This is a genomic window from Rossellomorea vietnamensis (assembly GCF_001305855.1).
Taxonomy (GTDB): domain Bacteria; phylum Bacillota; class Bacilli; order Bacillales; family Bacillaceae_B; genus Rossellomorea; species Rossellomorea vietnamensis_A.
Genome location: NZ_LIXZ01000011.1, coordinates 43,429 through 69,707, shown reverse-complemented (window position 1 = coordinate 69,707; position 26,279 = coordinate 43,429). Strand labels below are relative to the sequence as shown.

The following is a 26,279-nucleotide window of genomic DNA, read 5'->3' as shown; positions in this document are numbered from 1 at the left end:
GGTCCGATATGACGCAATAAAGTAAATTATGACGCAATCAAGATAGAAAATGACGCAATAATCTAAGCACCCCTTCCTCCCTGTTTATGAAACAGGACTTTAACAGCTGTTATTATCCTTTGAATCTACTGATTAACTCATGTTGAGTCATATTTTAAAGAAAATGACAATGGAAAGTCATATTCTAAGAAAACTTTGAACTATTTTGAAAATCAGTTCAAATATTATTGAATTTAATATTCGATAATTATATAATGTTTATTAAGGAAGAAATTTTTGGGAAAGAGGTGTGTGGGTATGGATGTGCTCCATATGACCAGTCGAAAAAGAGAAACATATGAGGTAAGGATCGAAGCTTCCCTGTTATGGGAATGTGCTTTAGGGATTGCTGCGATCACCAACACGAGGCTTATAGATACGTTAGAGAGGCCCAAAGAATCATGGGACAAGATAAAAAAGTCTCTAACGGACCCCCTGATACAGGATTTGGAGTATGTAGAAATGAATAATACGTGGAAATCCCTTCTTCTGTTGTTGCATCAAAGAGAATTTGGAACCTTACAAGAGTTCATCACCTATATAGATGATTTGGAAGAAGAAGAAATCAAATATCATTGCCTTCCTTACATAGGGCTTAAATTTCAGGAACTTCGAAAGCTTGCTTCAAAGGGGGATGTGGCAGCAAGGAACAGATTAAAAGAACAGACGGAGGACAACCCGTATTATCCAGGCTATATTGAATTCATCTGCACGACAAATGTCCAAATGTTTAAGAAGCATTTAAAGAGTGTGATGATCCGCTGGTTTGAAGAAGTGATTCTACCTGAGCAAGAGACACTATCTGGAATATTGACAAGGGATAGACAGTCTAAGAAAGAGATGGGTGAAAAGCTCAATCCTGAGGCTTTGGTGGAATGGGCCACCGGCGGTATCACCTATTTGCCCGAGCCTTCAGTACACACAGTACTCCTCATTCCCCAGTCGATTTACCGCCCTTGGAATGTAGAAGGGGATGTTGAAGGTGTGAAGGTGTTTTATTACCCAGTAGCCAACGAAAGCATCTATCCGGATGATAAGAATATGCCAAGCTATTTTCTCGTCCAAAAGTATAAGGCACTTGGGGATGAAGCCCGCCTGAGAATGGTGAAATTCTTGAAGGGATCAGAACGGACCCTCCAGGAAATCACTAATGAACTTAACATGGGGAAATCCACCGTCCACCATCATTTGAAAATTCTCAGATCTGCCAGGCTGGTAGAAACCCAGGATGGGAAGTATCGTCTGAAAGAGAATGCTATTCAAACTTTATCGAATGAATTGAATCAATATTTAACTGGGATATAAGGGGGATGTCCAGTATGGGAGTACGTGCGGTCAAGCTGAGTCAATTGGCAGATTTCCCGCCTTTAAAGAAAAATTATCCTGTTTTCAGGTTTATGGGTGGAAATCTGATTTCCTTTTTCGGAGATCAAATCTATTTAATTGCCATTCCACTTATGGTTTTATCTATTACAGGTTCACCTGTGAGTATGGGGATTGTAGCGGCACTTGAGCGGTTACCGATTCTGCTGCAGCCTTTCGCTGGTATCCTTTCAGATCGTTTCAATCGGAAGTGTCTGCTACTCTTATGCGATTTAGGACGGTGCATACTTGTCGGGATGATCGGGATCTTATTTATAATGGGTATACTGGAGATGTGGATGGTATATCCCGTGGTGTTTGGTATTGGATCACTGAGTCAAATCTATAATACTTCTCAATTTGCTTCCGTTCCAGGACTTGTGAGAAGAGAAGACCTTCAAGCCGTGAATTCACTTAACTCCGGAATGTTTAATTTAGCTGTTTTTTTCGCACCAGGTGTAGGCGGGTTAATCATTTCTTTTCTTAATCCAGGATACGCCCTGTTGGTGAATAGCGTCAGCTTCCTCGTTTCTTTTCTAGCCATTGCGAGTCTCAGGATGAAGAGAGAAGAGAGAGATTCCTCAAAACAGTCCATATGGAGAGAAATCAGGGAGGGGGTTGAATTCGTTATACAGACAAAACCGATTTTGTACACAAATCTGGCGATGGTATCTTCTGTATTCGGAACAACATTGTTCCTCACATTATTAGTGTTTCATTTGAAAGATTCCCTGGATATTAATACGGTTATGATAGGGTGGCTATTATCAGCTGGCGGAGTGGGTGCCATTTTAGGTGCAGTGATGTCGAATTTCTTTCGGAGATGGTTTTCTTATAGAAGCATATTATTTACTGCCTCTGTCGTTGGAGGACTTTCGATTCTCCTTTTCGGATTGATGGACACCTATTTCTGGCTCGTGATCACGAACGCAGCAGGGACATTCTGTGCTTCGATGATGAGTCCCTGCATCATTACGATCCGACAAACGCTTTCCCCTGATCACTTACTGGGGAGGGTGCAGGCAACGAGCCGTCTCATGACGTGGATACTCATGCCCATCGCCGCATTTCTGGCAGGAATACTTGCCGAAGCAATGGGAACCAACCTGACCATCGTACTGGCCGGAGCGCTTTCGACACTCGCCTCCATCCCCTATCTGCATCATAGTTTAAAAGAGTACTAGAGGGACGGACCTCCAACCTTCATTATGGTAGGATAGGAATAGCATGTAATTGGCGAAAGTAAATTGAGAAAGAAAGTAATCGTTATGACATAATATGGAACTTTCAGAACTTAGAAAGGGGGAGAAAGGGATGCAATCGAATCACCATGACATCACCATCATTGGAGCAGGAGTAAGCAGTATTTTTCTTGCTTACACCTTGATGAAGCATAATGAACACGTCTCCATCCACATGATCGATCTCGGCAAGGAATTGAGTGAACGTACATGTGGCTTAGATGAGGGAGGAATCTGTACGTGTGAAGGTCTGTGCAGTAAATACATAGGATTTGCAGGCCTTGGGAAATCCGAGGGAAAATTTAATTATACGAATGATTTTGGCGGTGAGCTTGGCAGGAAAATCGGACCGCAAAACACACTTAAATTGATGAGGGAAGTAGACAATATTCTCTGTGAATTTGGCGGTGATAGCATCCCCTCATATAGTACGAAAAATGAGACGCTCTCAAGCAGAGGTGATGAGGCTGGCTTGAAGGTTCTTTCAACGGAGGTCCGTCATTTAGGAACACGATTGGCTGGTGATATTTTTCAGGAGTTGTATGAAGTTCTGAAAGCACGTGTTACCTTTAGCTTTGAAACCTGTGTCGAGACCATTTCAAAAAAGGATGATACCTTTCATCTAAAATCGACAAGTGGTCAATTCACAACCGGAAAATTAGTGATCGGCACCGGCATGAGTGGAAGCAAATGGCTTAAAGAACAAGTAGCATCACTTGGACTGTTTCCAGGAAAGACGCGTCTTGATATGGGGTTTCGCGTAGAAATGAAAGGTGATCAGCTTCAATCGATATTACAAGATACGTTTGAAACAAAGTTGCAGATCGAAAGGGATTCATTCAGTGCTACAACCTATTGTATGAATCCACATGGAAGGATCATTCGGAAACATCAGCATGGATTAGTGATGCCGGACGGGCAAAATGCCCGTGAAGAGGATACACCGAGTGCGAATCTGAACTTCAGCTTATTCGTTCCTCGTTATTTTCAATCCCATGATGAAGCGATGAAGTATGCAGGGGACATCATTGGTGGGATCAACCAAGGACGGGGGAGGATAGTCGTTCAAAGATTGCAAGACTTTAAATGTCATAGAGCTACTGAATCGGTGGAAGGGAATTTGATAGATCCGTCCCTCAATGCGGTATGCGGGAATGTTCGAGAAGAGGTCCCTGAAGTGTATGGGATGGCGCTTATGGAGTTTTTAGGTTCTCTGGAAACGCTTATTGGGGAGCCGGTCCACCCCGATACACTGCTTTACGGGCTCGATGCAAAATTTCATGAACCGAAATTACAGACGGATGAGAACTTTGAAACAGATATATCAAACCTGTTTTTGGTTGGTGATTGTTCGGGAGAAACCCATTCCCTATCCCAGGCAGCGGCGAGCGGAGTATATCTAGGAGAATATTTCGTCAGAGAGACTTCCAATAAATGATAAATTCAGAATAATTTAAAACCCTTTTGTCTGTTTTTTCGTATTAGTAGAAAAGAACAGGCAGAATTTATGCAATTGAGAAAAGATCAAACCGGTATTGATTATGAGGAGAAAGTATACAGTCAACCTAAAAAGCAAATGAGTATGTATTCTTTTCTCTGATTGTTTTTTTTCCTCTTAATTATGATCATTATGAAATGATCGATGGGGACCAGGTGGAAAAGGAGGAGGATGCAATGAATAAACAACAGTATTCAATCATTGAAAAATTGAAAATCATAAGGCGGCAATTATGCGACCGTTGAAGATCTCTCTAAACTAACACTAGACGAAGTAAAGGAACTAGTTAACATTCTGGAACAGGTCCCTCCCTTTCATACCTTAAAAAGTTTGAAGGTTTTAGTGAATCAAACAGTCCCTCTTGAAGTGGATAAATATTTGGAAAGCAAGGGATACGTTCTGGTTGATAAGTTTGTGACCGTATATAAGAGGCTCGAATTGGAAAATATCGACCATTCATTTGGTTTAAAAAACGTACATATCATTCCGGAAAAAGAATTTGCACAAATTTGGATGGAATCCATGAGTGGATCCCCTAATGCAGCATCATCTTTAACAATAGAAGAGCATATGAAAGGTGTTGCTGATGAGCTGGGTAATCATTATAAGGATTCCTGTATTGCGATTTATGAAGAAGGTCAGCCCATCGGCGTCATGACGCCACATATAGAACCGGGAACTCTGGATGAGGGTAGACTGTTTTATTTCGGATTGATTCCTGAAGAGAGAGGCAAGGGAAAGAGTAGGATTCTTCATAAAGTGGCCTTAAACCTTTTAGCCGGTGAATTTAATGCCAACTATTACATAGGAGGGACGAGTCTTCAAAACATCCCGATGATGCAGACATTTCATGCCAATGCGTGTAAAGTGAAGGATGTAAACAGGGTGTTCAAGAAGAAACCCCTTTAGTACTATGACCATCGGTGATATACTTGATGGAATGCATATTTGGAAAAGAGGAATGAAAGCTGTATGAGATATATGAAGTCACAAATGAAACTGTTAGTCAGGGATAATAAAGAATTACAAGGAAGATTGAAAGTATTGATGGAAGATATGAACTTAGAGAGAACTTTTGCCCTTAAAGCCCTCTATCATTCCGAGGTGGCGGATGGTGGAAAATATCAGGCTGAGTATCAGGCACTGGACTTACCAAAGGAGTAAGTCTTTTTTTGTAGAAATGTTCCTCGTTTATATTTATTATGGTAAAATCATACATATTGTGAGGGGGGAATATATGAAATTTGTATTTGACTTAGATGGAACGATTTGCTTTAGAGGAAAACCGATTTCACAAAGAATCGTCCAATGTTTACTGGAACTGAAAACGAATGGCCACGAAGTAATGTTTGCATCTGCTAGACCGATTCGGGATATGCTCCCTGTACTGGATACACGATTGCATTCATTTCCTTTGATTGGTGGGAACGGTTCTCTTCTTTATCAAAATGGAAAAGTGGTTCATGCAGCTTCTTTTCAAGAAAAAGACCTAAAGAGGATTTATGAGCTTATTGAACAATATGAGGCAACCTATTTAATCGATAGCGAGTGGGATTACGCTTATACAGGTGCTGCTGATCATCCAATTCTTGATTTCCTTGATCCTGACAATCTTGCCCAGGTGCTGTCAGTCACTTCACTGAACTCAATTGTGAAGATATTATTGTTAACTTCAACTGATTTTCAGGAGTTAATTGATGAATTGCAAGAATTGGATATTGTCGTAAACATACATACGAATGAAAATGTAGTGGATATCAGCCCTTCCAACATTCATAAATGGAGCGCACTTTCGAAATTTGGAGTTGATGAAGAAGACTTTATTGCTTTTGGTAATGATGCCAATGACATCAGTATGTTCCAAAATGCAAGACACGCTGTCATGATAGGGTACCATGAAGGACTTTCGAGATTTGCTGATGAAGAAATCCCTCTTACAGGTGACTATKAAGCCGAAATCATTAAGAGGTTGAAGGAATTGACATTTGCATTCAGTGAAATAAGTACATCAACCAAGTAATCCGGCAAGGGAGATATCCTCTTTTGCCGGATTTTTTTATCTGAATCGAAATGATTGACTATCATATTTAAATATATTATATTAATTGACGGGTCAACAATTGACCTGTCAATTATCTAAAAGGAGGAGGATGCTTTGTCCAACTCGTGCCGTGAAGAAGAGAAGATCATTGTTCAACTCAATGATATATATAAGCAAATGAGTCCGAAATTTGAGCGTTGTACAGGAATCAGTCAATCTCGCCTGGACCTGCTGCACAGACTGTTTGAAGTGGAAGAGATCAGTCAGACCGCGCTTCAGCGTGAAGTGAATATTGATAGTGCTGCCGTGACCAGGCACCTGAAACAGCTTGAGGGAAAAGGAATGGTTTCCCGTCGCAAGAACCCTGCCGATAACCGTTTTACCTATGTTCGACTGACAGAAGAAGGAAGAACGAAGATTGAGGCGTACAGGGAAGAGAAAGAGATTTTCATCTCTAAAGTCTTCAAGACATTCACTGAAGAAGAGCGTTCGATTTTATCTGGAATGCTAAACCGAATCCAGGATAATGTCCAAGACATCGAATACTAATAAAAACATATGAAGGAGAATGCATCATGAATACAACAAAAATCAATGATTTTAATGAAATTATCACAGGTCGTCGCTCCATCCGAAACTATGACCCATCTGTGAAAATCAGCAAAGAAGAAATGACAGAAATCCTTACGGAGGCGACACTTGCACCGTCTTCTGTTAACCTGCAGCCATGGCGTTTTGTTGTAATCGACAGTGCTGAAGGAAAAGAAACCCTTGCACCACTTGCCAAATTCAATCAAACCCAAGTGAAAACATCCTCTGCAGTTATCGCTGTTTTTGTTGATATGAACAGCCTTGATTATGCGGATGAAATTTACAACAAAGCTGTCGAAGAAGGACTAATGCCTGCAGAAGTAAGGGACAGACAGCTTCCAGCCATTAAAGGTTTACTTGAAACGATGCCTGCAGATCAGTTCAGGGAAATGAACCTTATTGATGCAGGATTAGTATCAATGCAATTGATGCTTGCTGCACGTGCCCACGGATATGATACAAATCCGATAGGTGGATACGAAAAAGATCAAATTGCTGAAGCTTATGGCATGGACAAAGAACGTTATTACCCTGTCATGCTGATTTCAATCGGGAAAGCTGCCGATGCGGGGTACAAATCAGTCAGATTGCCAATCGAATCCATTACGGAATGGAAATAAATCAACGAGGAGAAAAGATATGATTATTATACATGCAGAATTTCAGATCAACCCAGTGAAAGAACAGGCATTTTTAGATGAGATCCGCCCACTGGTCGCTTCATCCAGAGCAGAGGAAGGCAACATTTCTTATGATTTAATGAAGGATACGGAGAGAGAAAGTGTTTATACAATGGTAGAGGTATGGAAAGATCCATCTGCTGTTGAGAGTCATAATTCGAGCGAACATTTCACTTCATTCGTTGGAAGAGCACCTGAGTATTTAGCGGCTCCTTTAGATGTGAAGATATATGAGGGAAATAAAGTAGAAAAATAACCTTTTAAGAAGCACCCGGCATGAGCTGGGTGCTTTTATTATGATAAAAATGCATCTAAACTAAATCTCAATAATAATCGGCAGTAGAACAGGCTTTCTTCTTAATTGCTTGAATAAAAATTGACCAACGTCTTTTTTGATTGCTTGTTTCATTTCTTTCCAATCCCGGATATTCGCTTCGGTCAAATCATCGACTACTTTTTTTACTAAATGATTAATCTCCTTAAGGAGATCCTCTGAATCACGTACAAATACAAATCCTCTTGATATCGTATCAGGACCTGAAATAATCGTATGATCTGATTTATTGAGGGTTACGAAGATAATCAGCATCCCATCCTCTGAAAGCTGCTTGCGATCGCGCAGTACAATGGAACCGATATCTCCAACACTCAAGCCGTCCACATAGGTATCACCCGCTGGATGAGATCGAGTTTGACGAGCGATGGAATTCTTAATATCCACGGCTTCCCCGTTTTTGATGAGAAACGTATTCTCTTTCTCCACTCCCACCGATTCTGCCAGTAAACGGTGATGGTGAAGCATTCGATATTCACCATGAATGGGGATAAAGTAAGTTGGTTTCATCAATGTCAGCATGAGTTTTAAGTCTTCCTGATATCCATGACCGGAAACATGCATTCCTGTAGAGCTTCCATTCCCATAAATGACGTGGGCACCCAATTTGAATAGGTTATCAATGATGCGGGATACGTCTTTTTCGTTACCGGGTATGGGGGAAGCTGCTAGGATGACCGTATCATCAGGATAAATGGATACACCCCGGAAGTTGCCATCGGATAATCGGCCGAGGGCAGCCATGACCTCCCCTTGACTTCCAGTACACAAAATGGTTACTCTCTCTGAAGGTAATCCATCGATCTCACCAGTATCAATCAGCATGCCCTCGGGAACCGTCAAATACCCTCGGTCCATCGCGACAGACACCACATTGATCATGCTGCGACCTAATAGTGCCAGCTTCCGGTTCGTCTTGATGGAAGAGTTCACCACTTGCTGTACACGATTCACATTGGAAGCGAAAGTGGAGACAAAGATCTTGCCGCTCGCTTTAAAGAATGCTTCATCCATATGGTTACCTACCATTTGTTCGGAAGGAGTTAACCCGCTCCGTTCTGCATTGGTGCTTTCAGAAAGCAGTACAAGGACACCTTCATCGCCAATCCGTGCCATCTTATGAATATCCGCATATTGGTGATTGGCTGGGGTCAAGTCAAATTTGAAGTCGCCTGTATGTACGACATTCCCTTCTGGCGTATGAAAGACAATCCCCAGACAATCAGGAATGCTGTGACTGACCTTGAAGAAGGATACGTCGATTGAGCCCAAATGGATTGAACTCTCAGAATCAATCGTAAAAAGTTTCGTATCCCGGAGGAGTTTATGTTCCTCTAACTTTAATTCAATTAATCCCAATGTAAAATAAGTTGCATAAATAGGGATATTGATTTTTTTGAGAAGGTAGGGAATCCCTCCAATATGATCCTCATGACCATGCGTGACAATGAGTCCCCGTATTTTGTCTTTATTCTTCTCAAGATACGACACATCGGGAATGATTAAATCGATTCCCAAAAGGCTTTCATCAGGGAATTTCCCCCCGCAGTCAATGATGATGATATCATCACCATATTTAATGACATACATGTTTTTTCCGATTTCATTCAGTCCACCCAGTGCAAAAATGGTCAAAGCGTGTTCATTAGTTTCCAAGAAAGAACCCTCCAAAACAAGTTTTTCTTACTATTCCCGAATGAGATTGTTCCAATTATAAAAATTCAGCTTTTTAATTTGGACTATACTAATTGAATATCCTGATACGGAAAATTATGCTATTATAACAAGAGGTAATTTATAAGGAGTGAATAGAATAGTGTCAACAAATACTTGGACAGAAGTCGATGAATATTATGCTAGTAAACTACAAAAACCGGATCCCATTATGGAGGCTGTACTGAGAGAAAATAGTGAAGCCGGACTTCCTGCAATCGATGTTTCTCCGAATCAGGGGAAATTCCTTTCCTTGCTTGCTCAGCTAAAAGGGGCAAAAAACATTCTAGAAATAGGAACCCTGGGCGGGTACAGCACAATTTGGCTTGCCAGGGCCCTGCCGGAAGATGGACGTCTTGTCACTCTTGAGTTCAGTGAAAAGCATGCGATGGTCGCGGCCCAAAATATTCGCAATGCTGGCGTAGATGAAAAGGTCGAAATCAAGGTAGGTGCTGCTCTTGATACACTGCCGTCTCTCGAAGGTACATTTGATTTCATATTCATAGACGCCGACAAACAAAACAATGCCAATTATTTAAAGTGGGCGCTTCAACTGGCACAGCCTGGTGCGGTCATCATTACGGATAATGTTGTTCGCGGTGGAATGGTAATTGACGAAAACAGTGAAGATGAAAGCGTTCAAGGTGTTAGAACATTTGCCGAGATGCTATCTCAAGAGGACAGAATTGATTCAACAGTGGTTCAGACGGTTGGATCAAAGGGGTATGATGGGTTTGTACTCGGAATAGTGAAAAAATAATAAAGATTTCTATTGTAATGATTACCTTTTTTCTGTAAAATTAATGAAAATTCTAAATCATATATGTCATGATAGGACTCAGTAGTGACTTATCTCCCTGTCTTAGAGAACTGATATTTGGTGAAAATCAGTACACAGATAAGCGCGAATTACCTCCTTGAACATTCTTTGTGAACACATAAGTAGCAGAGAACGGCCGGTCCGTTATCCGAATCGAGTGGAAGAGAGATCTTCAATGAGGGTGGTACCGCGTAAACCACGTCCCTTTATATTGGGGCGTGGTTTTTTGATTAAAGATTTTGAACATGGAAGAGGGTAGATCATTTGATTTAGCGGCGAAATCCCAAAATCTGAATGTTTCTACCATCAATCAAGGAGGAAAGATCATGGATCACAAATGGGAATCGCTTTCAAAAGTTCAACAACTTGAAGTCGAAAGGCAGCTTCTACAATATAAAAATGGAGTACATGAGATCATTCCGGAAGCAGAGTTGAAACACAAACTGGTGAAATCTGTATCGACAGGCCATCCTTTAAAAATCAAGCTGGGGCTGGATCCAACTGCTCCAGATGTTCACATCGGACATACAGTAGTACTGAATAAATTAAGACAGTTTCAGGAAAACGGTCATATCGTACAGCTGATAATCGGTGATTTTACGGGTAAAATCGGTGATCCGACAGGGAAGTCTGTTGCAAGGAAACAACTGACAGATGAAGAAGTGAAGAGAAATGCCCAGACATATTTTGACCAATTCGGAAAGGTCCTGGATAAGGAAAAAGTTGAGCTGCACTACAATTCAAGCTGGCTATCATCCTTGAATCTTGAAGATGTGATGCACTTATCTTCAAAGATCACAATCGCGCGGTTGATTGAGCGAAACGATTTCTCCAAACGATTATCAGAAAAGAAACCGATTTCTCTTCACGAGCTGTTCTATCCTTTAATGCAAGGTTATGATTCAGTCGCTCTTGAAAGCGATGTGGAGCTTGGGGGAACGGACCAGCAGTTCAATGTCCTGATGGGGAGACACCTGCAGGAACATTATAACCAGGAAAAACAAGTGGTCATATTACTGCCATTACTTGAAGGACTTGACGGCGTCGATAAAATGTCAAAATCGAAACATAATTACATCGGAATTGATGAAGAACCCAATCAAATGTTTGGGAAGACGATGTCGATACCGGATGAGTTGATAACAAAATACTTCAATTTGATCACCGATTTATCTCTAGAAGAAAAGGAGAGGTTAGCTCTTGAAGTAGAAAAGGGTACCCTTCACCCGAAGGATGCCAAAATTCTTTTAGGAAAAACGATTGTCAGTATGTATCACGGAAAAGAGGCAGCGGAACAGGCTGAGAACCAGTTCAAGGAGGTCTTTCAGAAGGGGGCACTTCCTGAAGATATTCCTGAGGAAGAATGGACAGGGGAAGAGAACATTTCGGTAGTCGATCTCCTTGTAACCTTAAAGATGCAAAGCTCTAAGAGTGAAGCACGCCGGATGATCCTAAATGGAGGCATCAGGATCAATTCAGAAAAAGTTCTGGATGTGCAGACTAACGTGGAGATTAAAGATGGGATGGTTTTGCAGGTAGGAAAGAGGAAGTTTATAAGGGTAAGAGTGCAAAAAGAGATGTAAGACATAACTAAAAAGGGGAAACACATGGGTACTGTTAGAATAGAAAAGGCACATATCAAAGATGCTTTAACCCTTACAGCTTTAAAAAAGAAAGTCTTCGACACGGAAAAAGAGAAATGGCTAAGGGGTCAGACAGGTATCACGGATTATAATATCCAGCCACCAGGCTACGATTCAATCGAAATGAATAAGTACATGATCAGGGAATTGAATTATTTCAAGGTCCTCTATGAAGGAGTGCTTATTGGGGGATTGATTCTTACAGTGGTAGGCAAACGCCACGGCAGAGTCGACCGGATATTCGTTGATCCCTTACATCAAGGGAAAGGTATCGGCTCTAAAGTAATGAGATTAATGGAATGTGAGTATCCCGAAGTGATGACATGGGAGCTTGAGACCTCAAGTCGGCAGCTGAATAATCATTATTTTTATGAAAAAATGGGTTACAAAAAAATATTCGAAGCGGACGATGAATTTTGCTATGAGAAAAAATTGAAAAAAGGGACAATTGTTGATGGGGAGTCAAGGGGAATCACCATTAATGGTGATACATTAACCGACGGGGATCTCTCTGAACTACAGGTGGAATACAGCAACCTGAAAGACATCGATTTCTATGGAATCAATGGAAGTAACTCCACTTTCAGCAATAGCAACCTGAGTGGCGTTTCGTTCAACAATTGCAATCTAAGTGAGGCCCGCTTTCAAAATATCAATCTACAAAAAGCGTTGATTGCAGACCTGAATTTGTCTCAAAGTGAAATGGGTCATCTCACACTGGGTGGCTTACATGTACATGACACAAATCTCGGTGAAAAAAATGAGCCGGTCATGTTTGAACGCTGCGACTTTCACGGTAGTAAGTTTGAAAACTGCCAGTTGAACCATGCTGAAATTTCAAGCAGTGATGTAACAGGTATGAAGATCAATGGCATATCGGTGGAAGATCTTTTAAAAGCTTACAATTCAGTGCAGGATAAAAGGAAAGAATAAACGATACAGACACCCATTATTCAGTCAGACATATCATATGTATTGACTGAATAAAAGAGGTGTTACTTAGAATGAACCCATATCAATTTTACCGTCAATTTAAACCTTTTTATCTTGATGGCTATTCCCGGGCACAAGGGAATAAATCTTTGGAGTCAGATCTCCAAAAAGCCATTAATGGTGAATATAGTGCCATTATTTGTTATGAAAAACTTGCGAAATTGGCTCCTACAGAGGATGAAAGGCAACGAATCTTTGAAATTCGCAGGGACGAAAAAAGACATTTGAAGTCATTCACTGACATCTATCGAAATTTGACGGGGATGGAGCCCAGTCCTCAATTGCAGGAAGGTTGTCCAAACTCGTATAAAAGGGGATTGGAATTTGCCTTTCGGGATGAGCAGGATACGGTGGATTTTTATTATAGCGTTTCTGATGGGGTACAGGATCCATTTATAAAGGATACCTTTCGTCGTGCAGCTGCTGATGAACAGAATCACGCCGTATGGTTTTTATATTATAAAGTGCAGAATAAAGGAAGCAGGCGAGCATCAAGACAAGTGGATTACGGTGCCAAAGGAGCACTTGCTGCCTCTACACTTTCAGTTCCCCAGATGCTCAATTATGCCATGCAGGACGAATACCTTGCCCAGGCACGATACAATCGGATCTTAGAGAATTTCGGGAATGTCCGCACTTTTTTACAGGTAAAAGAAGCAGAGTTGCGTCATATTAACGCATTGCAGACTTTGTTCCAACGTTACGGATTGTCGCTTCCCAATGATCAATCACAATCATATACAACCACACCAGATTCACTAAAAAGTGCCTATGCAGCAGGAGTCCAGGGGGAGATTGATAATATCGCTATGTATGATCGGTTTCTGACATTTAATCTTCCCCAGGATGTCAGGATTGTTTTCACCCAATTGAGAAATGCTTCACAGAATCATTTAGCTGCATTTGAGAGAGGATTAGCAAGATAACAAGATCACTATACTTGTTATTCTGATTCCCATAGTGAAATAGAAGAGATAGATGAGTTGCTCATCTATCTCTTCTTTGTGCTTATTTAAAAATACCGAATGGCTTTCCAACAGGAAGCGTTTCTTTCCCGAAGTGTGTATTCAGTACGCTTGCAGCTGAGCCGTAAAAGCTGAAAAGGGCAATGAACAATTCAGCGATCGCTGCTAATTTGTGCGTGGCTTCTGGAGCAACTCCCAGTGTAGACAGGGAGAGGCCGAGGAATAAGAAATCGATCAGGACAAAAATGATGAATAAGACCTTATGAGTCTCCATGGCTCCAACTGTCATGAAGATACTGAATATCAGATAGCCGATATATGCAATGCCGAGCTGACTTGGATCGATTGCAGCCGCCGCGGCTTCTCCGAATACCCCGAATGAAATCAACCAGGAAGTCCCAACCCCCAGCCAGAATAATCCGAACGCACCGAATGCCGTCATACCAAATGTATTATTGTGCTTTGCATCTCCAAAGCTCGCCATCAATTGAGCAATGCCTCCAAGGAAAATCGCCCAAGGCAGGACGAACGATACGCCGTCTGTCCAGCCAAGTTTAGCAGAAGAAGCGACGAGTGTGACCATAGCCAGTCCGAAAAGTCCAAGTGAAGATGGATCAGCTGTCGTGATCTGAACCCGTTGAGTGGTTTGTGTGTGATTCATGATGATACCTCCTATTAAACATACTTGACTAATTTACATAAAAAAGTGTGGGTATGCAATAGAAAATATCATGTAAGCGAAACTTTCATAAACATGGGTATCTGCCCCTGGGATAGTTATTCGTCAATAAATCCGGAATTTCCCTGATAAACGAAAATATCACCTATAATTGGATCCTTCAAAACAAAAAATTCGGGATTAATCTCTTATAGATCATCCCGAATTTCGATTTCCCCTATATGGACATCTAATTCACAACAAAAAAACGCATGAACTGAGTCAATCTTACATAGATATCAAGTGGGGACAAATTTCTTCTCGTTGCTGGAGGTGACACTGATGGAACAATATTTCATTTTTATGCTCATTTTTCAAGCCGGCAGTTTCTTCATCTCTTTATTGAACCACATCGATAAGTAGAAAAAGACATGAACGTTTTCCGGACTATGACTGGCCCCATAGTGCGGATTTTTTTCTGTTTCCCTTATAGTCTATGTCGCTTTATTCTTTATTATACGTTTCTATGAAAATACTAATCCTCTCAGGATGTTTCTAAATCCCCAAATTGTTGTTATCATTAGAATGTTAAACGTTAAAAAAATTGATCGCTCATGACTATACATATTCATGGAAGGAATCAGAACTTTGAAGGCTATAAATCAAAAACTCATAAAAGAACGCTGCGGTACCGTTTCTTTCAAACGGGGAGAGGCATATTACCGATCCAATAAAGTAAGATTAGAGAAATATACGAGACATTTTTGTCGAGGAACTGTAATGGGGGAAGAAGAATTCCACATTACCATTCAAGAGGATGCAAAAGGTGAAATCGAAGCCTCTTGCAGCTGCCCAAAGCTTGCTTCATTTGATAAGGATTGTCAGCATATAGCTGCTGTGCTTTTGAAAATGGAGAAAGAAGCGCGAAAGATGAAAAGGAATGAAGAAGACGTGACAGAGGAATTTTTCACATTGTTCCAGGAAGAATCCTTCCGTTCCCCGGCCAAGCTTCGTCATTTTGAAAACAGACAGATTGTGCCATGTGAATTTCAGATTAAACCCTTATCCACGCATGACGGGGGCCACAAGATTGGAATTGAATGTACTATAGAGGGGAAGAAGGTAAACCCGATCCGACACTTCCTGGAAAATATAAATGAATGGAAACCCTTTCAGGTTTCAGACTCATTCATCTTCAATCCCGAGTTTCATTGTTTTGAAAATGATACGGCGGCTGTCATTCAATATCTTGTGAAAGCGTCAATGGGATCTGTCATGAAAAAAAACGACGACTATTTGCTTATCCCGCCCTCATCATGGGAGAACCTCATTCCATTGCTTATACGTGCTAAAGACGTTAAAGTGCAACATAACGCAAGAGTCTGGGGAGGCTTCAGGCAAGGAAGACTGCCTCTTCCATTACAGTTCCATTTTAAGCAGGACGACGCAGGGGGTTACAGGTTATACATCTCGGGACTGGATGATATGACGATCATGGAAGAGTATCAAACCGTCATTCATGATGGTATTTTTACACAGCTTGACAGCATGGATGGTAATAGACTAACTGAATTAAAGAGACTGTTGGACCATTCAGGGGCCCGGTTCATCCCGATTTCTCCAGATCAGATCGGCTTTTTCCTTGAAAAAGTGGCTGTTGGATTGAAGAAATTAGGGAAAGTACAAATATCAGAAGACATCGCCAAAAGACTGGAAAGGGCACCTCTTGTTGCGAAGCTATATCTTGACCGGGTAAAGAACCGATTGTTAGCCGGACTTGAATTCCATTATGATCAAATCGTTATTCATCCCCTTGAAAACCGAGAGGCTCCATCAGGTTCATTGCTTATACGGAATGTAGAGAAAGAAAATACCATTCTGGAATGGATGGACGAGTTTTCTTTCGGGAAAACAGAAGGTGGTTACTACTTACACAATGAGGATTTGGAATATGAGTTTTTAACCTATGGAGTGACGAAGATTCAAAAGGATGTTCAAATTTATGCTACCACCGCTGTAAGAAACAGGATCTCCAGAGGGAATCAACATCCTAAGATAAAGGTCAAAGTTAAAAAGGAACGAATGAACTGGTTGGAATTTACATTTGAAATGGATGGCATCCCTGATAGACAGGTAATGGATATCCTCGGGGCACTGGAAGAAAAACGTAAATATTTCAGGATGCGAAACGGCTCACTCTTGTCACTGGAATCAAAGGAATTTCAAGATATTCAGCGCTTTATGCATACCTCACAAGCAGATAAGAACGATCTCGTGAAGGGGCTCGAACTACCTTTGCATCAAAGCCTGCACCTCCTGGATACAGTTGATGGGGGGCATTCTTTCACTTTGGAACATTCCTTCCATGAATTTTATGGGCATCTTATGAATCCCGACAAGAGTGAGATTTCGGTGCCTTCCATATTAAACGATCAGCTGAGAAACTACCAGAAGACAGGCTTTCGCTGGATGAAGACTCTTTCCCATTATGGTTTAGGAGGGATTCTGGCTGATGATATGGGACTTGGGAAAACGATTCAGAGTATCACGTTTATTGTATCGGAACTTGAAGAAATCAGAAGAAAGAAGCTTCCGATTCTGATTGTCTGTCCTTCTTCCCTCACTTATAACTGGAAAAGCGAATGTGGGAAATTTGCGCCGGACGTCAATGTCCTCATCATGGACGGTAATCAGGCTGTACGAAAGAAGAAACAGAAAGCTATGAAGGATGTGGATGTAATCATCACTTCATATCCTTTACTGCGAAGCGACAGTAAATGGTATGAACTACAGGAATTCCATACGGTCTTTTTTGATGAGGCTCAAGCCTTCAAAAACCCACTCACCCAAACAGCAAGAAGTGTTAAGAAGATCCAAGCGGTTAATCGCTTCGCCTTGACAGGAACACCTGTGGAAAATTCACTTGAAGAATTGTGGTCCATCTTCCACGTTGTATTTCCAGGATTATTCAACGGACTTAAGGGTTACAGCCGCTTAACGAGAAAAGATATAGCGAAGAGAATCAGGCCGTTCGTTCTTCGCAGAATGAAAGAAGACGTGTTATCAGAACTTCCCGGAAAAGAAGAAATCATCGGTTTTTCAGAGCTCCTCCCCCAGCAGAAAGAATTGTATGCAGCTTACCTCGCCAAGCTGAAGCATGATACCATGAAACACTTGGATAAGAACACGCTGAGGAAAAACAAAATTAAAATTCTTTCCGGATTGACCCGTTTAAGACAAATCTGCTGCCATCCCGGCTTATTTGTAGATGGTTATCAGGGCTCATCAGCAAAATTCATAGAGCTAATGGAGTTATTGGAGGAGTCAAGGTTGTCTGGCAGAAGGGTCCTAGTCTTTTCCCAATTTACGAAAATGCTCGAAATGATAGGGAGAGAGCTTGCTATCAAAGGGCAATCCTACTTTTACCTGAATGGAGCGACCCCTTCAGAAGAGAGGGTAAAGATGTGCAGTCGCTTTAATGAAGGGGAACGGAACCTATTTCTCATCTCTTTAAAGGCAGGGGGGACAGGGCTGAATTTAACGAGTGCCGATACGGTCATTCTATTTGATACTTGGTGGAATCCTGCAGTAGAGGAACAAGCAGCAGACCGGGCACACCGGATGGGGCAGGAAAATACGGTAAAAGTGATCAAGCTGATTGCCAAAGGAACAATCGAAGAAAAGATGAACGAGCTACAAGATAAAAAGCGAAATCTGATCAGCGATATCATGGACCCTAATGAAAAGATTGTTCAAACTTTAACCGAAGATGAATTGAAAGAGATATTATCTCTAGATCAACAGACAGTACAATAGAAATTAGCATGAACACAGGATTCGGGAGATACTAATAGGGGGATGGGCATTCTTTACGGTATCTCCTCAAGCCTTCCGATAAGAACACAGTTAAGGAGTACACTCTATGACATTAGCCATGACGGAAAATGAAATTACCCTTGCCATCATCCAAAGCTTGAAAGATGGGAAGAAAATCACTTTCTTAGAAATCATTGAAGAGCTTCAGCCGTACGATATCGCACAACAATATCTACATATCCCGTCCAAGCACCGAAATAAATTCCTTCTTTATTTACCTCTTGAGCAACTAACGGAATTCATTCAGGAGATTGAAAAAGAAGACCAGCTGCTCGTATTAGAAAAGCTGGGGATAGAGAAATCAACAAAGGTCCTCGATTTGATGGAAAATGACAACCTGGCCACATTATTGACGGATTTAGAGCCCGAGAAGATAGAGGAATTGCTATCAGAGATGAACCAGGCAGAGTCTCAGGTGGTTCAGAATCTAATGACCTACCGACCGGAGACAGCCGGCCGGATCATGAACAACCGTTACGTCTGGATACCTAAGCATTATACGGTCCGCGAAGCAGTGGATAAACTGAAGCATTTCGCAGAACTCGCCGAATATCTGAACTATCTTTATGTCATTGACGAAGAGAAGAAATTGATGGGAGTCATTTCCTACAAGGATTTATTACTTAGTGAGCTAGTTGATAAAATTGAAGATATCATGTACAGCCGTGTGGTAAAAGTGGATGTTCATACTGATCAGGAAGAAGTGGCCAAACTAATCAGCCGCTATGATTTCATCACACTGCCGGTAATTGAAGAAGACGGGAGACTTGTCGGCGTCATCACCGTCGACGACATCATTGATGTTGTCATTCAAGAAGCGAATGAAGATATTGAGAAGTTATCTGCATCTGGTAAATCCATTGATTTTACGACTAAACCATTTGTTGCAGCATATCGCCGACTTCCATGGCTTATTTTATTGCTATTCATCGGCCTCGTATCGGGAAGTATCATTGACAGATTCTCTGCAACCTTGGAACAGGTTGTTGCGCTTGCTTTCTTTATGCCGATGATTGCCGGAATGACCGGGAACACGGGTACGCAATCATTGGCCGTCGTCGTCAGGGGACTGGTCTCGAATGATTTGGATGTAAAGCAAGTCATAAAGCTGGTTTTCCGGGAATTATGGGTAGGCATCATCATCGGTGTAACCTGTGCCGTCATGATTGCACTGATCGCCTTTGTGTGGCAGGGTAATATTGTTCTTGGACTCGTGGTGGGAAGCTCCTTATTGATTACGTTAATTATCGGGACATTGGCAGGAACCATCATCCCCCTCATCCTGTATAAGTTTAACGTAGATCCGGCCGTTGCTTCCGGCCCGTTGATCACAACGATCAATGATATCCTTTCCCTGCTGATCTATTTTGGAATTGCCACCATGTTTATTACGAAATTGATGTAAAGGATTTTTCGATAATATTTCCTGTGGTAAAATAGTCAGTGATCGCCATGAGAGTTAGCTTTATTACTTAAAAAGTGAGAGACTCCTACCGTTACCCATGTGTCGGTAGGAGTCTCTTTCATGAAAGAAATAGCATGTCAGAGGTGAAAAATATGATTTATATAATAGTCGGTGCAGCCGGTATGGTGGGCGCCCTGTTGCGATATTATCTTGGGATATTTGCCGGAGGATGGTGGGATTACACATTTCCGATGGGGACATATCTCGCCAATATGATTGGAAGCTTCACGTTGGGATACGTCACAACGTACATATTTCAAATCAAGAAGATCCGTTCAATGACAGCCACAGCCATTGGGACGGGTATGATTGGATCTTTCACCACCTTTTCCACATTCAGTGTCGAAACGGTCGACCTCCTTACTCATTCACATTTGTTTTTAGCTCTTATTTATGTATTAGGAAGTGTATTCGGAGGTTTATTCATGTCATGGGCGGGTTTCAGACTTGGCAAGCTACAATTTGATCTGTATAAACGAAAGGGGGTCTAGTGATGATGATGCAGGGTATGATGGTCGCAATCGGAGGCTTCTTTGGGGCAATCTCACGCTTTGGGATCAGCCGTTTATTCAAGAAATATTATACTTCTGACTTTCCATATGCCACCTTATTTGTCAATCTTGCAGGTTCATTTCTTCTTGGATATGTAATCGGCTTGGATATCTCAGAAACAGGCATTCTACTTCTTGGGACCGGTTTTCTCGGATCCTTTACGACTTTCTCCACTTTTAAACTGGAAAACATTCAGCTTCATGCAGATAAAAAATGGAAGCCCCTGATTACTTATCTCCTGCTCAGCTACACGATTGGTATTTTATTCGCATTTTTGGGGATGGCTTTAGGCAGAGTGTAAAGAAGGGCCGGCCATTCATAGGTGAATCATTAAGAAACTCAGGTCTCCCCTGAGTTTTTTTATATCCAACAATACATATTGTCTCATGTAGAAGAAGGAAATTAGTGGAGTCAGCCATTATTTGAAAATAATATTGACCACACTGGTCAAAAGGATTAGAATAGAATTGACCACAGTGGTCAATACCTTGTCCCTTAAAAGGAGGTCTACAAAGGTTGTTTAAGTCATTAAACATCGATCCAGAGAAAGAATATCGAATTATTAGAGCCGCAACCCGGGTTTTCGCCGAGAACGGTTATGAAAAAGCCTCGACAAATGCCATCGTAAAGGAAGCGAAGATTTCAAAGGGAATTCTTTTTCATTATTTTAATAGTAAAAAGGAATTGTATGTTTCTCTTTATGAATATCTCTCGGGTTTGTTCACAGAAAAAGTTTATGAAAGACTCGACCGGAATGAGCGTGATATTTTCGCTACGATCCGTTCAGTGACATTGATCAAGTTTGAATTTTTTTCTGTCTATCCTGATCTGATCAATTTCCTTACCAGCGCCTTTTCAGAAGAAGCTTCCGAAGTGAAAGACGAAATTGAAAAGTATAAAACGAAGATGGTGGAGAATAGCTTTGCCACTTTATTCTCTAACATCGATACCTCCAAATTTAAAGCGGGGATCGATGTAATTAAATCGATCCAGGTTATTTATTGGACCTTCGAAGGCATGGCCAATCAGCAACAACTGAAAGCGAAGTCACTATCTGTAGATGAAATCAATCAAGAAGAAGTGCTGGCGGAAATCGACGCCTATATCGAATTGTTGAAGATTTCGTTTTACAAATAGAAAGCTAAAGGGAGGGTAATGCGATGAATGTGATTGAGATTCATTCATTAACTAAAAATTACGGAAAATCCAGGGGAATCAGCGACATTAGTTTTCATGTAGAAGAAGGGGAGATCTTTGGATTCATCGGGCCAAATGGCGCGGGGAAATCAACGACCATCCGGACTCTTCTTTCATTGATTCATCCGTCGAGCGGCAGTGCAACGATTTTTGGAAAGGACTGCATTGAATCTGCCCCTGAAATTGCAAAGGAAGTAGGATACCTGCCTTCTGAGGTATTTTATTATGACAATATGAGAGTGATTGATCTTCTTAAGTACTCTGCCAGCTTTTATAAAAAGGATTGTACAAAAAGAATCAAGGAATTGGCCGATATGTTAAATCTGGATGTAACGAAGAAGATTGACGATCTATCCCTTGGTAATAAGAAAAAGGTCGGCATCATTCAAGGTTTGCTTCATGAACCTAAGCTGATTATATTAGATGAACCTACTTCAGGCTTGGACCCGCTCATGCAGCAGAAATTCTTTGAATTGCTAAGAGAAGAAAATAAGAAAGGAGCTACCATCTTGTTTTCATCACATATATTGAGTGAAGTGCAGCGAATGTGTGATCGGGTCGCAATCATCAAAGAAGGAAGGATCGTTCAAGTTGAGAAAATCAGTACGTTGAAGGAAAATAATCATAAAAAATTCAAGGTAGAAGCGAAAGGGAATTTCGACCCTTCTTACTTTGAGATGGAAGGGGTTAGTAAACTGGAAATAAAAGACCGCCAAGTCAGCTTCCTGTTCAGGGGGGATATCAATAAGGTCATGAAGAAGATTGCCGATATCGAAATAATGAATCTATGGATCGAGGAGCCCGACTTGGAAGAAATCTTTATGCATTATTATGAAAAGGAGGCTTGATCCTCTATGAATATCTTTCTTTATGAGCTTAAGTCTAATCGAAAGTCGACTCTTATATGGACTTTGGCCCTTATTTCATTGATGATTCTGTTCATGTCTATGTTTCCGTCCATTTCTAAAGAAATCGACGAATTTAAAAAGCTTCTGGAGGGGTTTCCGGAGGGGGTTCGGAAAGCGTTGGGCATACAGATTGAAAGCATCGGATCCCTAAACGGTTATTATTCGTATTTCTTTCTTTATATAACATTATGCGGTGCAATACAGGCAATGAATCTGGCGATTTCAATCAGCTCGAAGGAAATCAGGGGAAAAACGGCGGACTTTCTTCTCACCAAGCCTGTTACCCGGACGAGGATCCTTTCCTCGAAAGTACTGGCAGCGCTTGTTTCTCTCATCTTTACGAATATTGTCTATGTGGTTTCGGCGGTCATTGTTGCCAACCTGGTAAAGGAGGAAGCGTTCAGTCTGAATATATTCCTATTGATTTCAACGACTCTCTTAATCACACAATTCATCATGTTTGCCTTAGGAATGATTATCGCTGTCGTATGGTCAAGGGTAAAATCTGTCCTTACGTTATCGCTTGGTATCGTATTTGCATTCTTCATCATTGGGATGGTGGCTGCAACGGAAGAAGCGGGCCGGTATTTCACACCGTTTAAGTACTTTGACTACACATATATTATCAATCACGCTGCATATGAGTGGTCATTCCTGGTGGTAGGGATGACAATAATCGCCGTCGCATTAGTCTTTAGCTTCATCATTTATAATAAAAAAGACATTCATACGGTATAGAAGGAGGGGATGTCATGAATGTATATGTAAGAGAAATGAGGGCACATCGTAAATCCCTTATCATCTGGTGTCTTGGAATGATTGGATTGATTGGATCTGGCATGGGGAAGTATGCAGGCTTCTCGTCCTCGGATCAATCCATGAACGAGTTGATGGGAGGGATGCCTAAGTCTATGCAAGCCATTCTCGGAATCGGCACTCTAGATATGGCAACAGCGAGTGGGTTTTACGGAGTGCTCTTTCTATATATCGTATTACTTGCAGCCATCCATGCAGCATTGACCGGTGCAACCATCATTTCCAAGGAAGAAAGGGATAAAACCGCCGAGTTTCTATTTGTCAAACCTCTTACAAGGAAGACAATCATAGGAATTAAGCTTCTGGCTGCCTTGACTCAAATTGCAATACTCGCCTTTGTCACGTGGATCTCCTCCTTGTTGATTGTAGGCTATTATAGTGATGTGCCGGTGGCCATGGATATTGGATTAACGGTAGTCGGAATGATTATTTTACAAGTGCTATTTTTATTGATCGGAACGGCCGTGGCAGCATATAGTAAAAAGCCTGGAAAGTCAGCTGCAGTCGCAACTGGCGTATTATTACTCACATTCATTCTGTCATTCGCCATTGACTTGAATGAAAAAATCGAGGCAATGAGTTATTTCACGCCATTTAAGTATTTTGAGGCTGAAAATGTGATGTATGGGGGAGGATTGGAATCTACCTATGTTGGGGTTTCAATCGTGCTGATAGGGATTTTTACCACTATGACGTTTTTATTTTATGATAAACGTGATCTGAAAGTGTAAGGATGGATTGATGAAAGAAGGATCTGTTTCAATCAGAAACAGATCCTATTCAAGCAGGTTTATAACGTTGATTTCAACTCTTCGATCTGTTCTAAATGTCTCTTTTCATGGTAACCAATAAATGGAACCCACTCATCTAAACGGATATGCCCGAAAATAGGGTGAGGATATGCTTTTTTCTGTAGAGCTTCTTTGCTTGTTGTTTCAAGGAAAATAAAGAGATCTTTTCGTGACGATTCCAGTTTATCTTTCATTTGTTGAAGAGTCTGCTTTTCCTCTGAAGGGACCACAAATGGAGGGGCGTCTACCTTGGTCGATCGATTTACCGTATAGTGAATCGGCTTCGAGTCCACTTGCTGTTCTTCTCCTTTTTCGAGCGTCAACTGAATCGTTTTTGTAAGAGATCTCTCCATTAAATAAAGATGATCCAATACTTGCATGATCGTCCAACGACCTTCTTCTACCTCTTTGTTTAATTCCTTGTCTGTTAGGTCATTCACACTATTTAATAAATCAGAACGAATATCTTCAATGATCTTTATTTCTTTCTCCATGTGGGATCCTCCTCATATTTGCTTTCAAGCTCATTTTACTCTTGAAGAGGGGGCACGTACAGTGATAGTACTTTAAGTGTTTTATTTGGAGAAATAATAAACGGGAAGCCCGACTTTGTATCGGGCTTCCCGTTTGTTGGATATTCGATTCATTAAGCTTCCGACTTCACTTCGTCAAAATCGGGTGCAATCGCTTTTCGGATAAACAGTGAAATGAAGAATGCTATTGCCGCCAAGGCAAGCGCAAACCAATAGGCATGATGAACGCCGTAGGTCATGGCGCTGTGAAGGATTCCTTCATTAATCATCCCTGATTGGTCTTCAATATATCCTTTCTGACTTTGGGTCATGATGCTGACAAAGATGGAAACCCCAAGTGCACCTGCAACCGGCTGCAAGGTGTTGGCAATGGCGGTTCCGTGTGGGTATAGGTGCTTCGGGAGTTCATTCAATCCATTGGTTTGAGCAGGCATCATGATAGCTGATATCGACAACATGAGAATCATGTAGACCAGTACAAATAACCAAATCGGTGTATCCGGATTGATGCCGCTAAAGAATATCATGACTCCCACCAATGTGAGCGTACCTGGTATGATGAGTTTCCTGGGGCCGTATTTATCGAAAAGGGAGCCCATGGTAGGAGACATCAGGCCATTCAGGAGGGCTCCCGGAAGCAGCAATAATCCAGCTGCTTTTGCAGAAAACCCGAGAGGTCCCTGAAGGTACATCGGCATCACAATTTCTGAAGCAAACATGGCCATAATGACGATAACGAAGATGGTTACCCCTCTCGTATAGCTCTTATAACGGAATACCCTTACATCAAGGAGCGGTTCATCAAGCTTTAATTGTCGCAGAACAAAGAGAACGACACTGATTAAAGATATGGCTATGATGGTAATGATTTTCACCGATGTAAATCCTGCTTCTTCTTCGCCTGCTGCACTGAAACCGTATACGATACCTCCGATCCCGATGGAAGAGAGGATGATTGAGAATACATCTACAGCGGGGCGGGAAACTTCACCGACATTTTGCAAGTACTTCATAGCAAACAGAATCGAAAATATGGCAAATGGGATGACGGTGATGAACAACCATCTCCATCCAAGGAAATCGACGATTACTCCAGACAGAGTCGGTCCGATGGCTGGTGCGAACATGATGACCAATCCAAATGTACCCATGATTTTCCCGCGTACTTCAGGACGGTAAATCAGGAGCAGGGCGTTCATGATGACCGGAATCAACAATCCGGTACCAACAGCTTGAATCATCCTTCCTATAAGGAGCATAGGGAAACTAATGGCGCAGGCTGCTATGACTGTTCCAAGGAGAAATACACTCATGACCCCGATGAACATCTGTCTCGTTGTGAACCACTGAATCAACAAGGCAGAAATGGGCATCAATACCCCCATCACCAGCATAAACCCTGTCGCAAGCCATTGGACAGTGGGGGCATCCACGTTAAAGACTTCCATTAATTCTGTGAGGGCAATATTTAATAACGTTTCATTCAATATGGCGAAAAAAGCACCGATCATGAAGGTGATGAGGATTGCTTTTGAATTTAGTTTAGATGTCATGTTGGTCCTC

General features: G+C 41.5%; 25 protein-coding genes and 1 other annotated feature. Of the genes, 21 read left to right on the top strand and 4 right to left on the bottom strand.

The window, feature by feature from the left end; genetic code table 11:
• The first annotated feature begins 297 nt into the window (after window positions 1–297).
• The 9 genes from AM506_RS14455 to AM506_RS14415 all read left to right on the top strand — a co-directional run bounded on the left by AM506_RS14455 (window position 298) and on the right by AM506_RS14415 (window position 7,708).
• Entirely contained in the window at window positions 298–1,344 is a 1,047-nt protein-coding gene (locus AM506_RS14455) for an ArsR/SmtB family transcription factor (protein ID WP_060673190.1), read from the top strand.
• A gap of 14 nt (window positions 1,345–1,358) precedes the next feature.
• Window positions 1,359–2,585 carry an MFS transporter gene (locus AM506_RS14450; RefSeq protein WP_060673189.1) on the top strand — a complete coding sequence of 409 codons (1,227 nt, stop codon included), beginning with the start codon at window positions 1,359–1,361 and terminating at the stop codon, window positions 2,583–2,585.
• A gap of 130 nt (window positions 2,586–2,715) precedes the next feature.
• Window positions 2,716–4,080 (top strand): hypothetical protein, encoded by a 1,365-nt coding sequence (locus AM506_RS14445; protein ID WP_060673188.1) that lies wholly within the window; start codon window positions 2,716–2,718, stop codon window positions 4,078–4,080.
• 402 nt (window positions 4,081–4,482) lie between these two features.
• Entirely contained in the window at window positions 4,483–5,049 is a 567-nt protein-coding gene (locus AM506_RS14440; protein WP_060673187.1) for a GNAT family N-acetyltransferase, read from the top strand.
• A gap of 63 nt (window positions 5,050–5,112) precedes the next feature.
• On the top strand, window positions 5,113–5,304 hold the full coding sequence (locus tag AM506_RS14435; protein WP_060673186.1) for a hypothetical protein: 192 nt from the start codon (window positions 5,113–5,115) through the stop codon (window positions 5,302–5,304).
• Between the two features lie 73 nt (window positions 5,305–5,377).
• Window positions 5,378–6,160 carry an HAD-IIB family hydrolase gene (locus tag AM506_RS14430; RefSeq protein ID WP_060673185.1) on the top strand — a complete coding sequence of 261 codons (783 nt, stop codon included), beginning with the start codon at window positions 5,378–5,380 and terminating at the stop codon, window positions 6,158–6,160.
• A gap of 135 nt (window positions 6,161–6,295) precedes the next feature.
• A complete protein-coding gene (locus AM506_RS14425; RefSeq protein ID WP_060673184.1) occupies window positions 6,296–6,730 on the top strand; it encodes a MarR family winged helix-turn-helix transcriptional regulator in 435 nt (144 codons plus the stop codon).
• 26 nt (window positions 6,731–6,756) lie between these two features.
• On the top strand, window positions 6,757–7,392 hold the full coding sequence (locus AM506_RS14420; protein WP_060673183.1) for a nitroreductase family protein: 636 nt from the start codon (window positions 6,757–6,759) through the stop codon (window positions 7,390–7,392).
• A gap of 19 nt (window positions 7,393–7,411) precedes the next feature.
• Window positions 7,412–7,708, top strand: coding sequence for a putative quinol monooxygenase (locus AM506_RS14415; RefSeq protein ID WP_060673182.1), 297 nt, complete (start codon window positions 7,412–7,414; stop codon window positions 7,706–7,708).
• Window positions 7,709–7,768: 60 nt separating this feature from the next.
• On the opposite strand, the gene AM506_RS14410 is transcribed toward AM506_RS14415, so the two are convergent.
• Window positions 7,769–9,442, bottom strand: coding sequence for a ribonuclease J (locus AM506_RS14410; protein ID WP_060673181.1), 1,674 nt, complete (start codon window positions 9,440–9,442; stop codon window positions 7,769–7,771).
• Between the two features lie 160 nt (window positions 9,443–9,602).
• Here AM506_RS14410 and AM506_RS14405 point away from each other — a divergent pair, with 160 nt between their 5' ends.
• The 4 genes from AM506_RS14405 to AM506_RS14390 all read left to right on the top strand — a co-directional run bounded on the left by AM506_RS14405 (window position 9,603) and on the right by AM506_RS14390 (window position 13,881).
• Window positions 9,603–10,259: an O-methyltransferase gene (locus AM506_RS14405; protein WP_060673180.1), complete on the top strand. Its 657-nt coding sequence runs from the start codon at window positions 9,603–9,605 to the stop codon at window positions 10,257–10,259.
• A 59-nt stretch (window positions 10,260–10,318) separates the two neighbouring features.
• Window positions 10,319–10,528 (top strand) — a binding site (T-box leader).
• 117 nt (window positions 10,529–10,645) lie between these two features.
• Window positions 10,646–11,902 (top strand): tyrosine--tRNA ligase, encoded by a 1,257-nt coding sequence (gene tyrS, locus AM506_RS14400; protein WP_060673179.1) that lies wholly within the window; start codon window positions 10,646–10,648, stop codon window positions 11,900–11,902.
• Window positions 11,903–11,926: 24 nt separating this feature from the next.
• On the top strand, window positions 11,927–12,895 hold the full coding sequence (locus AM506_RS14395; RefSeq protein ID WP_060673178.1) for a GNAT family N-acetyltransferase: 969 nt from the start codon (window positions 11,927–11,929) through the stop codon (window positions 12,893–12,895).
• A 71-nt stretch (window positions 12,896–12,966) separates the two neighbouring features.
• Window positions 12,967–13,881, top strand: a complete 915-nt coding sequence (locus tag AM506_RS14390; RefSeq protein WP_082386379.1) for a ferritin family protein — start codon at window positions 12,967–12,969, stop codon at window positions 13,879–13,881.
• Window positions 13,882–13,963: 82 nt separating this feature from the next.
• Here AM506_RS14390 and AM506_RS14385 read toward each other — a convergent pair whose 3' ends face one another.
• Window positions 13,964–14,581 carry an acetate uptake transporter gene (locus tag AM506_RS14385; protein ID WP_060673177.1) on the bottom strand — a complete coding sequence of 206 codons (618 nt, stop codon included), beginning with the start codon at window positions 14,579–14,581 and terminating at the stop codon, window positions 13,964–13,966.
• 777 nt (window positions 14,582–15,358) lie between these two features.
• Between AM506_RS14385 and AM506_RS14380 the strand changes: the two genes are divergently transcribed.
• The 8 genes from AM506_RS14380 (at window position 15,359) to AM506_RS14345 (ending at window position 24,123) form a co-directional block, all read left to right on the top strand.
• Window positions 15,359–18,394: a DEAD/DEAH box helicase gene (locus AM506_RS14380; RefSeq protein WP_327205545.1), complete on the top strand. Its 3,036-nt coding sequence runs from the start codon at window positions 15,359–15,361 to the stop codon at window positions 18,392–18,394.
• 106 nt (window positions 18,395–18,500) lie between these two features.
• The gene (gene mgtE / locus AM506_RS14375) at window positions 18,501–19,859 is read left to right on the top strand and encodes a magnesium transporter (RefSeq protein ID WP_060673175.1); all 1,359 of its coding nucleotides are present in this window, start codon (window positions 18,501–18,503) and stop codon (window positions 19,857–19,859) included.
• A 152-nt stretch (window positions 19,860–20,011) separates the two neighbouring features.
• The gene (crcB, locus tag AM506_RS14370) at window positions 20,012–20,410 is read left to right on the top strand and encodes a fluoride efflux transporter CrcB (protein WP_060673237.1); all 399 of its coding nucleotides are present in this window, start codon (window positions 20,012–20,014) and stop codon (window positions 20,408–20,410) included.
• A 5-nt stretch (window positions 20,411–20,415) separates the two neighbouring features.
• The gene (gene crcB / locus AM506_RS14365) at window positions 20,416–20,772 is read left to right on the top strand and encodes a fluoride efflux transporter CrcB (protein WP_200908454.1); all 357 of its coding nucleotides are present in this window, start codon (window positions 20,416–20,418) and stop codon (window positions 20,770–20,772) included.
• A 215-nt stretch (window positions 20,773–20,987) separates the two neighbouring features.
• Window positions 20,988–21,608, top strand: a complete 621-nt coding sequence (locus tag AM506_RS14360; RefSeq protein ID WP_060673173.1) for a TetR/AcrR family transcriptional regulator — start codon at window positions 20,988–20,990, stop codon at window positions 21,606–21,608.
• Between the two features lie 23 nt (window positions 21,609–21,631).
• Window positions 21,632–22,516: an ABC transporter ATP-binding protein gene (locus AM506_RS14355; protein WP_060673172.1), complete on the top strand. Its 885-nt coding sequence runs from the start codon at window positions 21,632–21,634 to the stop codon at window positions 22,514–22,516.
• 6 nt (window positions 22,517–22,522) lie between these two features.
• Complete coding sequence (locus tag AM506_RS14350) at window positions 22,523–23,314, top strand: ABC transporter permease subunit (RefSeq protein WP_060673171.1); 792 nt, start codon at window positions 22,523–22,525, stop codon at window positions 23,312–23,314.
• A 14-nt stretch (window positions 23,315–23,328) separates the two neighbouring features.
• Window positions 23,329–24,123: an ABC transporter permease subunit gene (locus tag AM506_RS14345; protein ID WP_060673170.1), complete on the top strand. Its 795-nt coding sequence runs from the start codon at window positions 23,329–23,331 to the stop codon at window positions 24,121–24,123.
• A gap of 59 nt (window positions 24,124–24,182) precedes the next feature.
• On the opposite strand, the gene AM506_RS14340 is transcribed toward AM506_RS14345, so the two are convergent.
• Both AM506_RS14340 and AM506_RS14335 read right to left on the bottom strand, forming a co-directional pair.
• A complete protein-coding gene (locus tag AM506_RS14340) occupies window positions 24,183–24,677 on the bottom strand; it encodes a DinB family protein (protein ID WP_060673169.1) in 495 nt (164 codons plus the stop codon).
• Window positions 24,678–24,829: 152 nt separating this feature from the next.
• A complete protein-coding gene (locus AM506_RS14335; protein ID WP_060673168.1) occupies window positions 24,830–26,269 on the bottom strand; it encodes an MDR family MFS transporter in 1,440 nt (479 codons plus the stop codon).
• Window positions 26,270–26,279 lie beyond the last annotated feature (10 nt).

What these genes read in the sequence shown, in the direction of transcription:
- AM506_RS14455 (WP_060673190.1), top strand. Translation starts at nt 298, where the DNA reads ATGGATGTGCTCCATATGACCAGTCGAAAAAGAGAAACATATGAGGTA.
- AM506_RS14450 (WP_060673189.1), top strand. Translation starts at nt 1,359, where the DNA reads ATGGGAGTACGTGCGGTCAAGCTGAGTCAATTGGCAGATTTCCCGCCT.
- AM506_RS14445 (WP_060673188.1), top strand. Translation starts at nt 2,716, where the DNA reads ATGCAATCGAATCACCATGACATCACCATCATTGGAGCAGGAGTAAGC.
- AM506_RS14435 (WP_060673186.1), top strand. Translation starts at nt 5,113, where the DNA reads ATGAGATATATGAAGTCACAAATGAAACTGTTAGTCAGGGATAATAAA.
- AM506_RS14420 (WP_060673183.1), top strand. Translation starts at nt 6,757, where the DNA reads ATGAATACAACAAAAATCAATGATTTTAATGAAATTATCACAGGTCGT.
- AM506_RS14415 (WP_060673182.1), top strand. Translation starts at nt 7,412, where the DNA reads ATGATTATTATACATGCAGAATTTCAGATCAACCCAGTGAAAGAACAG.
- tyrS (WP_060673179.1), top strand. Translation starts at nt 10,646, where the DNA reads ATGGATCACAAATGGGAATCGCTTTCAAAAGTTCAACAACTTGAAGTC.
- AM506_RS14395 (WP_060673178.1), top strand. Translation starts at nt 11,927, where the DNA reads ATGGGTACTGTTAGAATAGAAAAGGCACATATCAAAGATGCTTTAACC.
- AM506_RS14390 (WP_082386379.1), top strand. Translation starts at nt 12,967, where the DNA reads ATGAACCCATATCAATTTTACCGTCAATTTAAACCTTTTTATCTTGAT.
- AM506_RS14385 (WP_060673177.1), bottom strand. Translation starts at nt 14,581, where the DNA reads ATGAATCACACACAAACCACTCAACGGGTTCAGATCACGACAGCTGAT.
- AM506_RS14380 (WP_327205545.1), top strand. Translation starts at nt 15,359, where the DNA reads ATGGGGGAAGAAGAATTCCACATTACCATTCAAGAGGATGCAAAAGGT.
- mgtE (WP_060673175.1), top strand. Translation starts at nt 18,501, where the DNA reads ATGACATTAGCCATGACGGAAAATGAAATTACCCTTGCCATCATCCAA.
- crcB (WP_060673237.1), top strand. Translation starts at nt 20,012, where the DNA reads ATGATTTATATAATAGTCGGTGCAGCCGGTATGGTGGGCGCCCTGTTG.
- crcB (WP_200908454.1), top strand. Translation starts at nt 20,416, where the DNA reads ATGATGCAGGGTATGATGGTCGCAATCGGAGGCTTCTTTGGGGCAATC.
- AM506_RS14355 (WP_060673172.1), top strand. Translation starts at nt 21,632, where the DNA reads ATGAATGTGATTGAGATTCATTCATTAACTAAAAATTACGGAAAATCC.
- AM506_RS14350 (WP_060673171.1), top strand. Translation starts at nt 22,523, where the DNA reads ATGAATATCTTTCTTTATGAGCTTAAGTCTAATCGAAAGTCGACTCTT.
- AM506_RS14345 (WP_060673170.1), top strand. Translation starts at nt 23,329, where the DNA reads ATGAATGTATATGTAAGAGAAATGAGGGCACATCGTAAATCCCTTATC.
- AM506_RS14340 (WP_060673169.1), bottom strand. Translation starts at nt 24,677, where the DNA reads ATGGAGAAAGAAATAAAGATCATTGAAGATATTCGTTCTGATTTATTA.
- AM506_RS14335 (WP_060673168.1), bottom strand. Translation starts at nt 26,269, where the DNA reads ATGACATCTAAACTAAATTCAAAAGCAATCCTCATCACCTTCATGATC.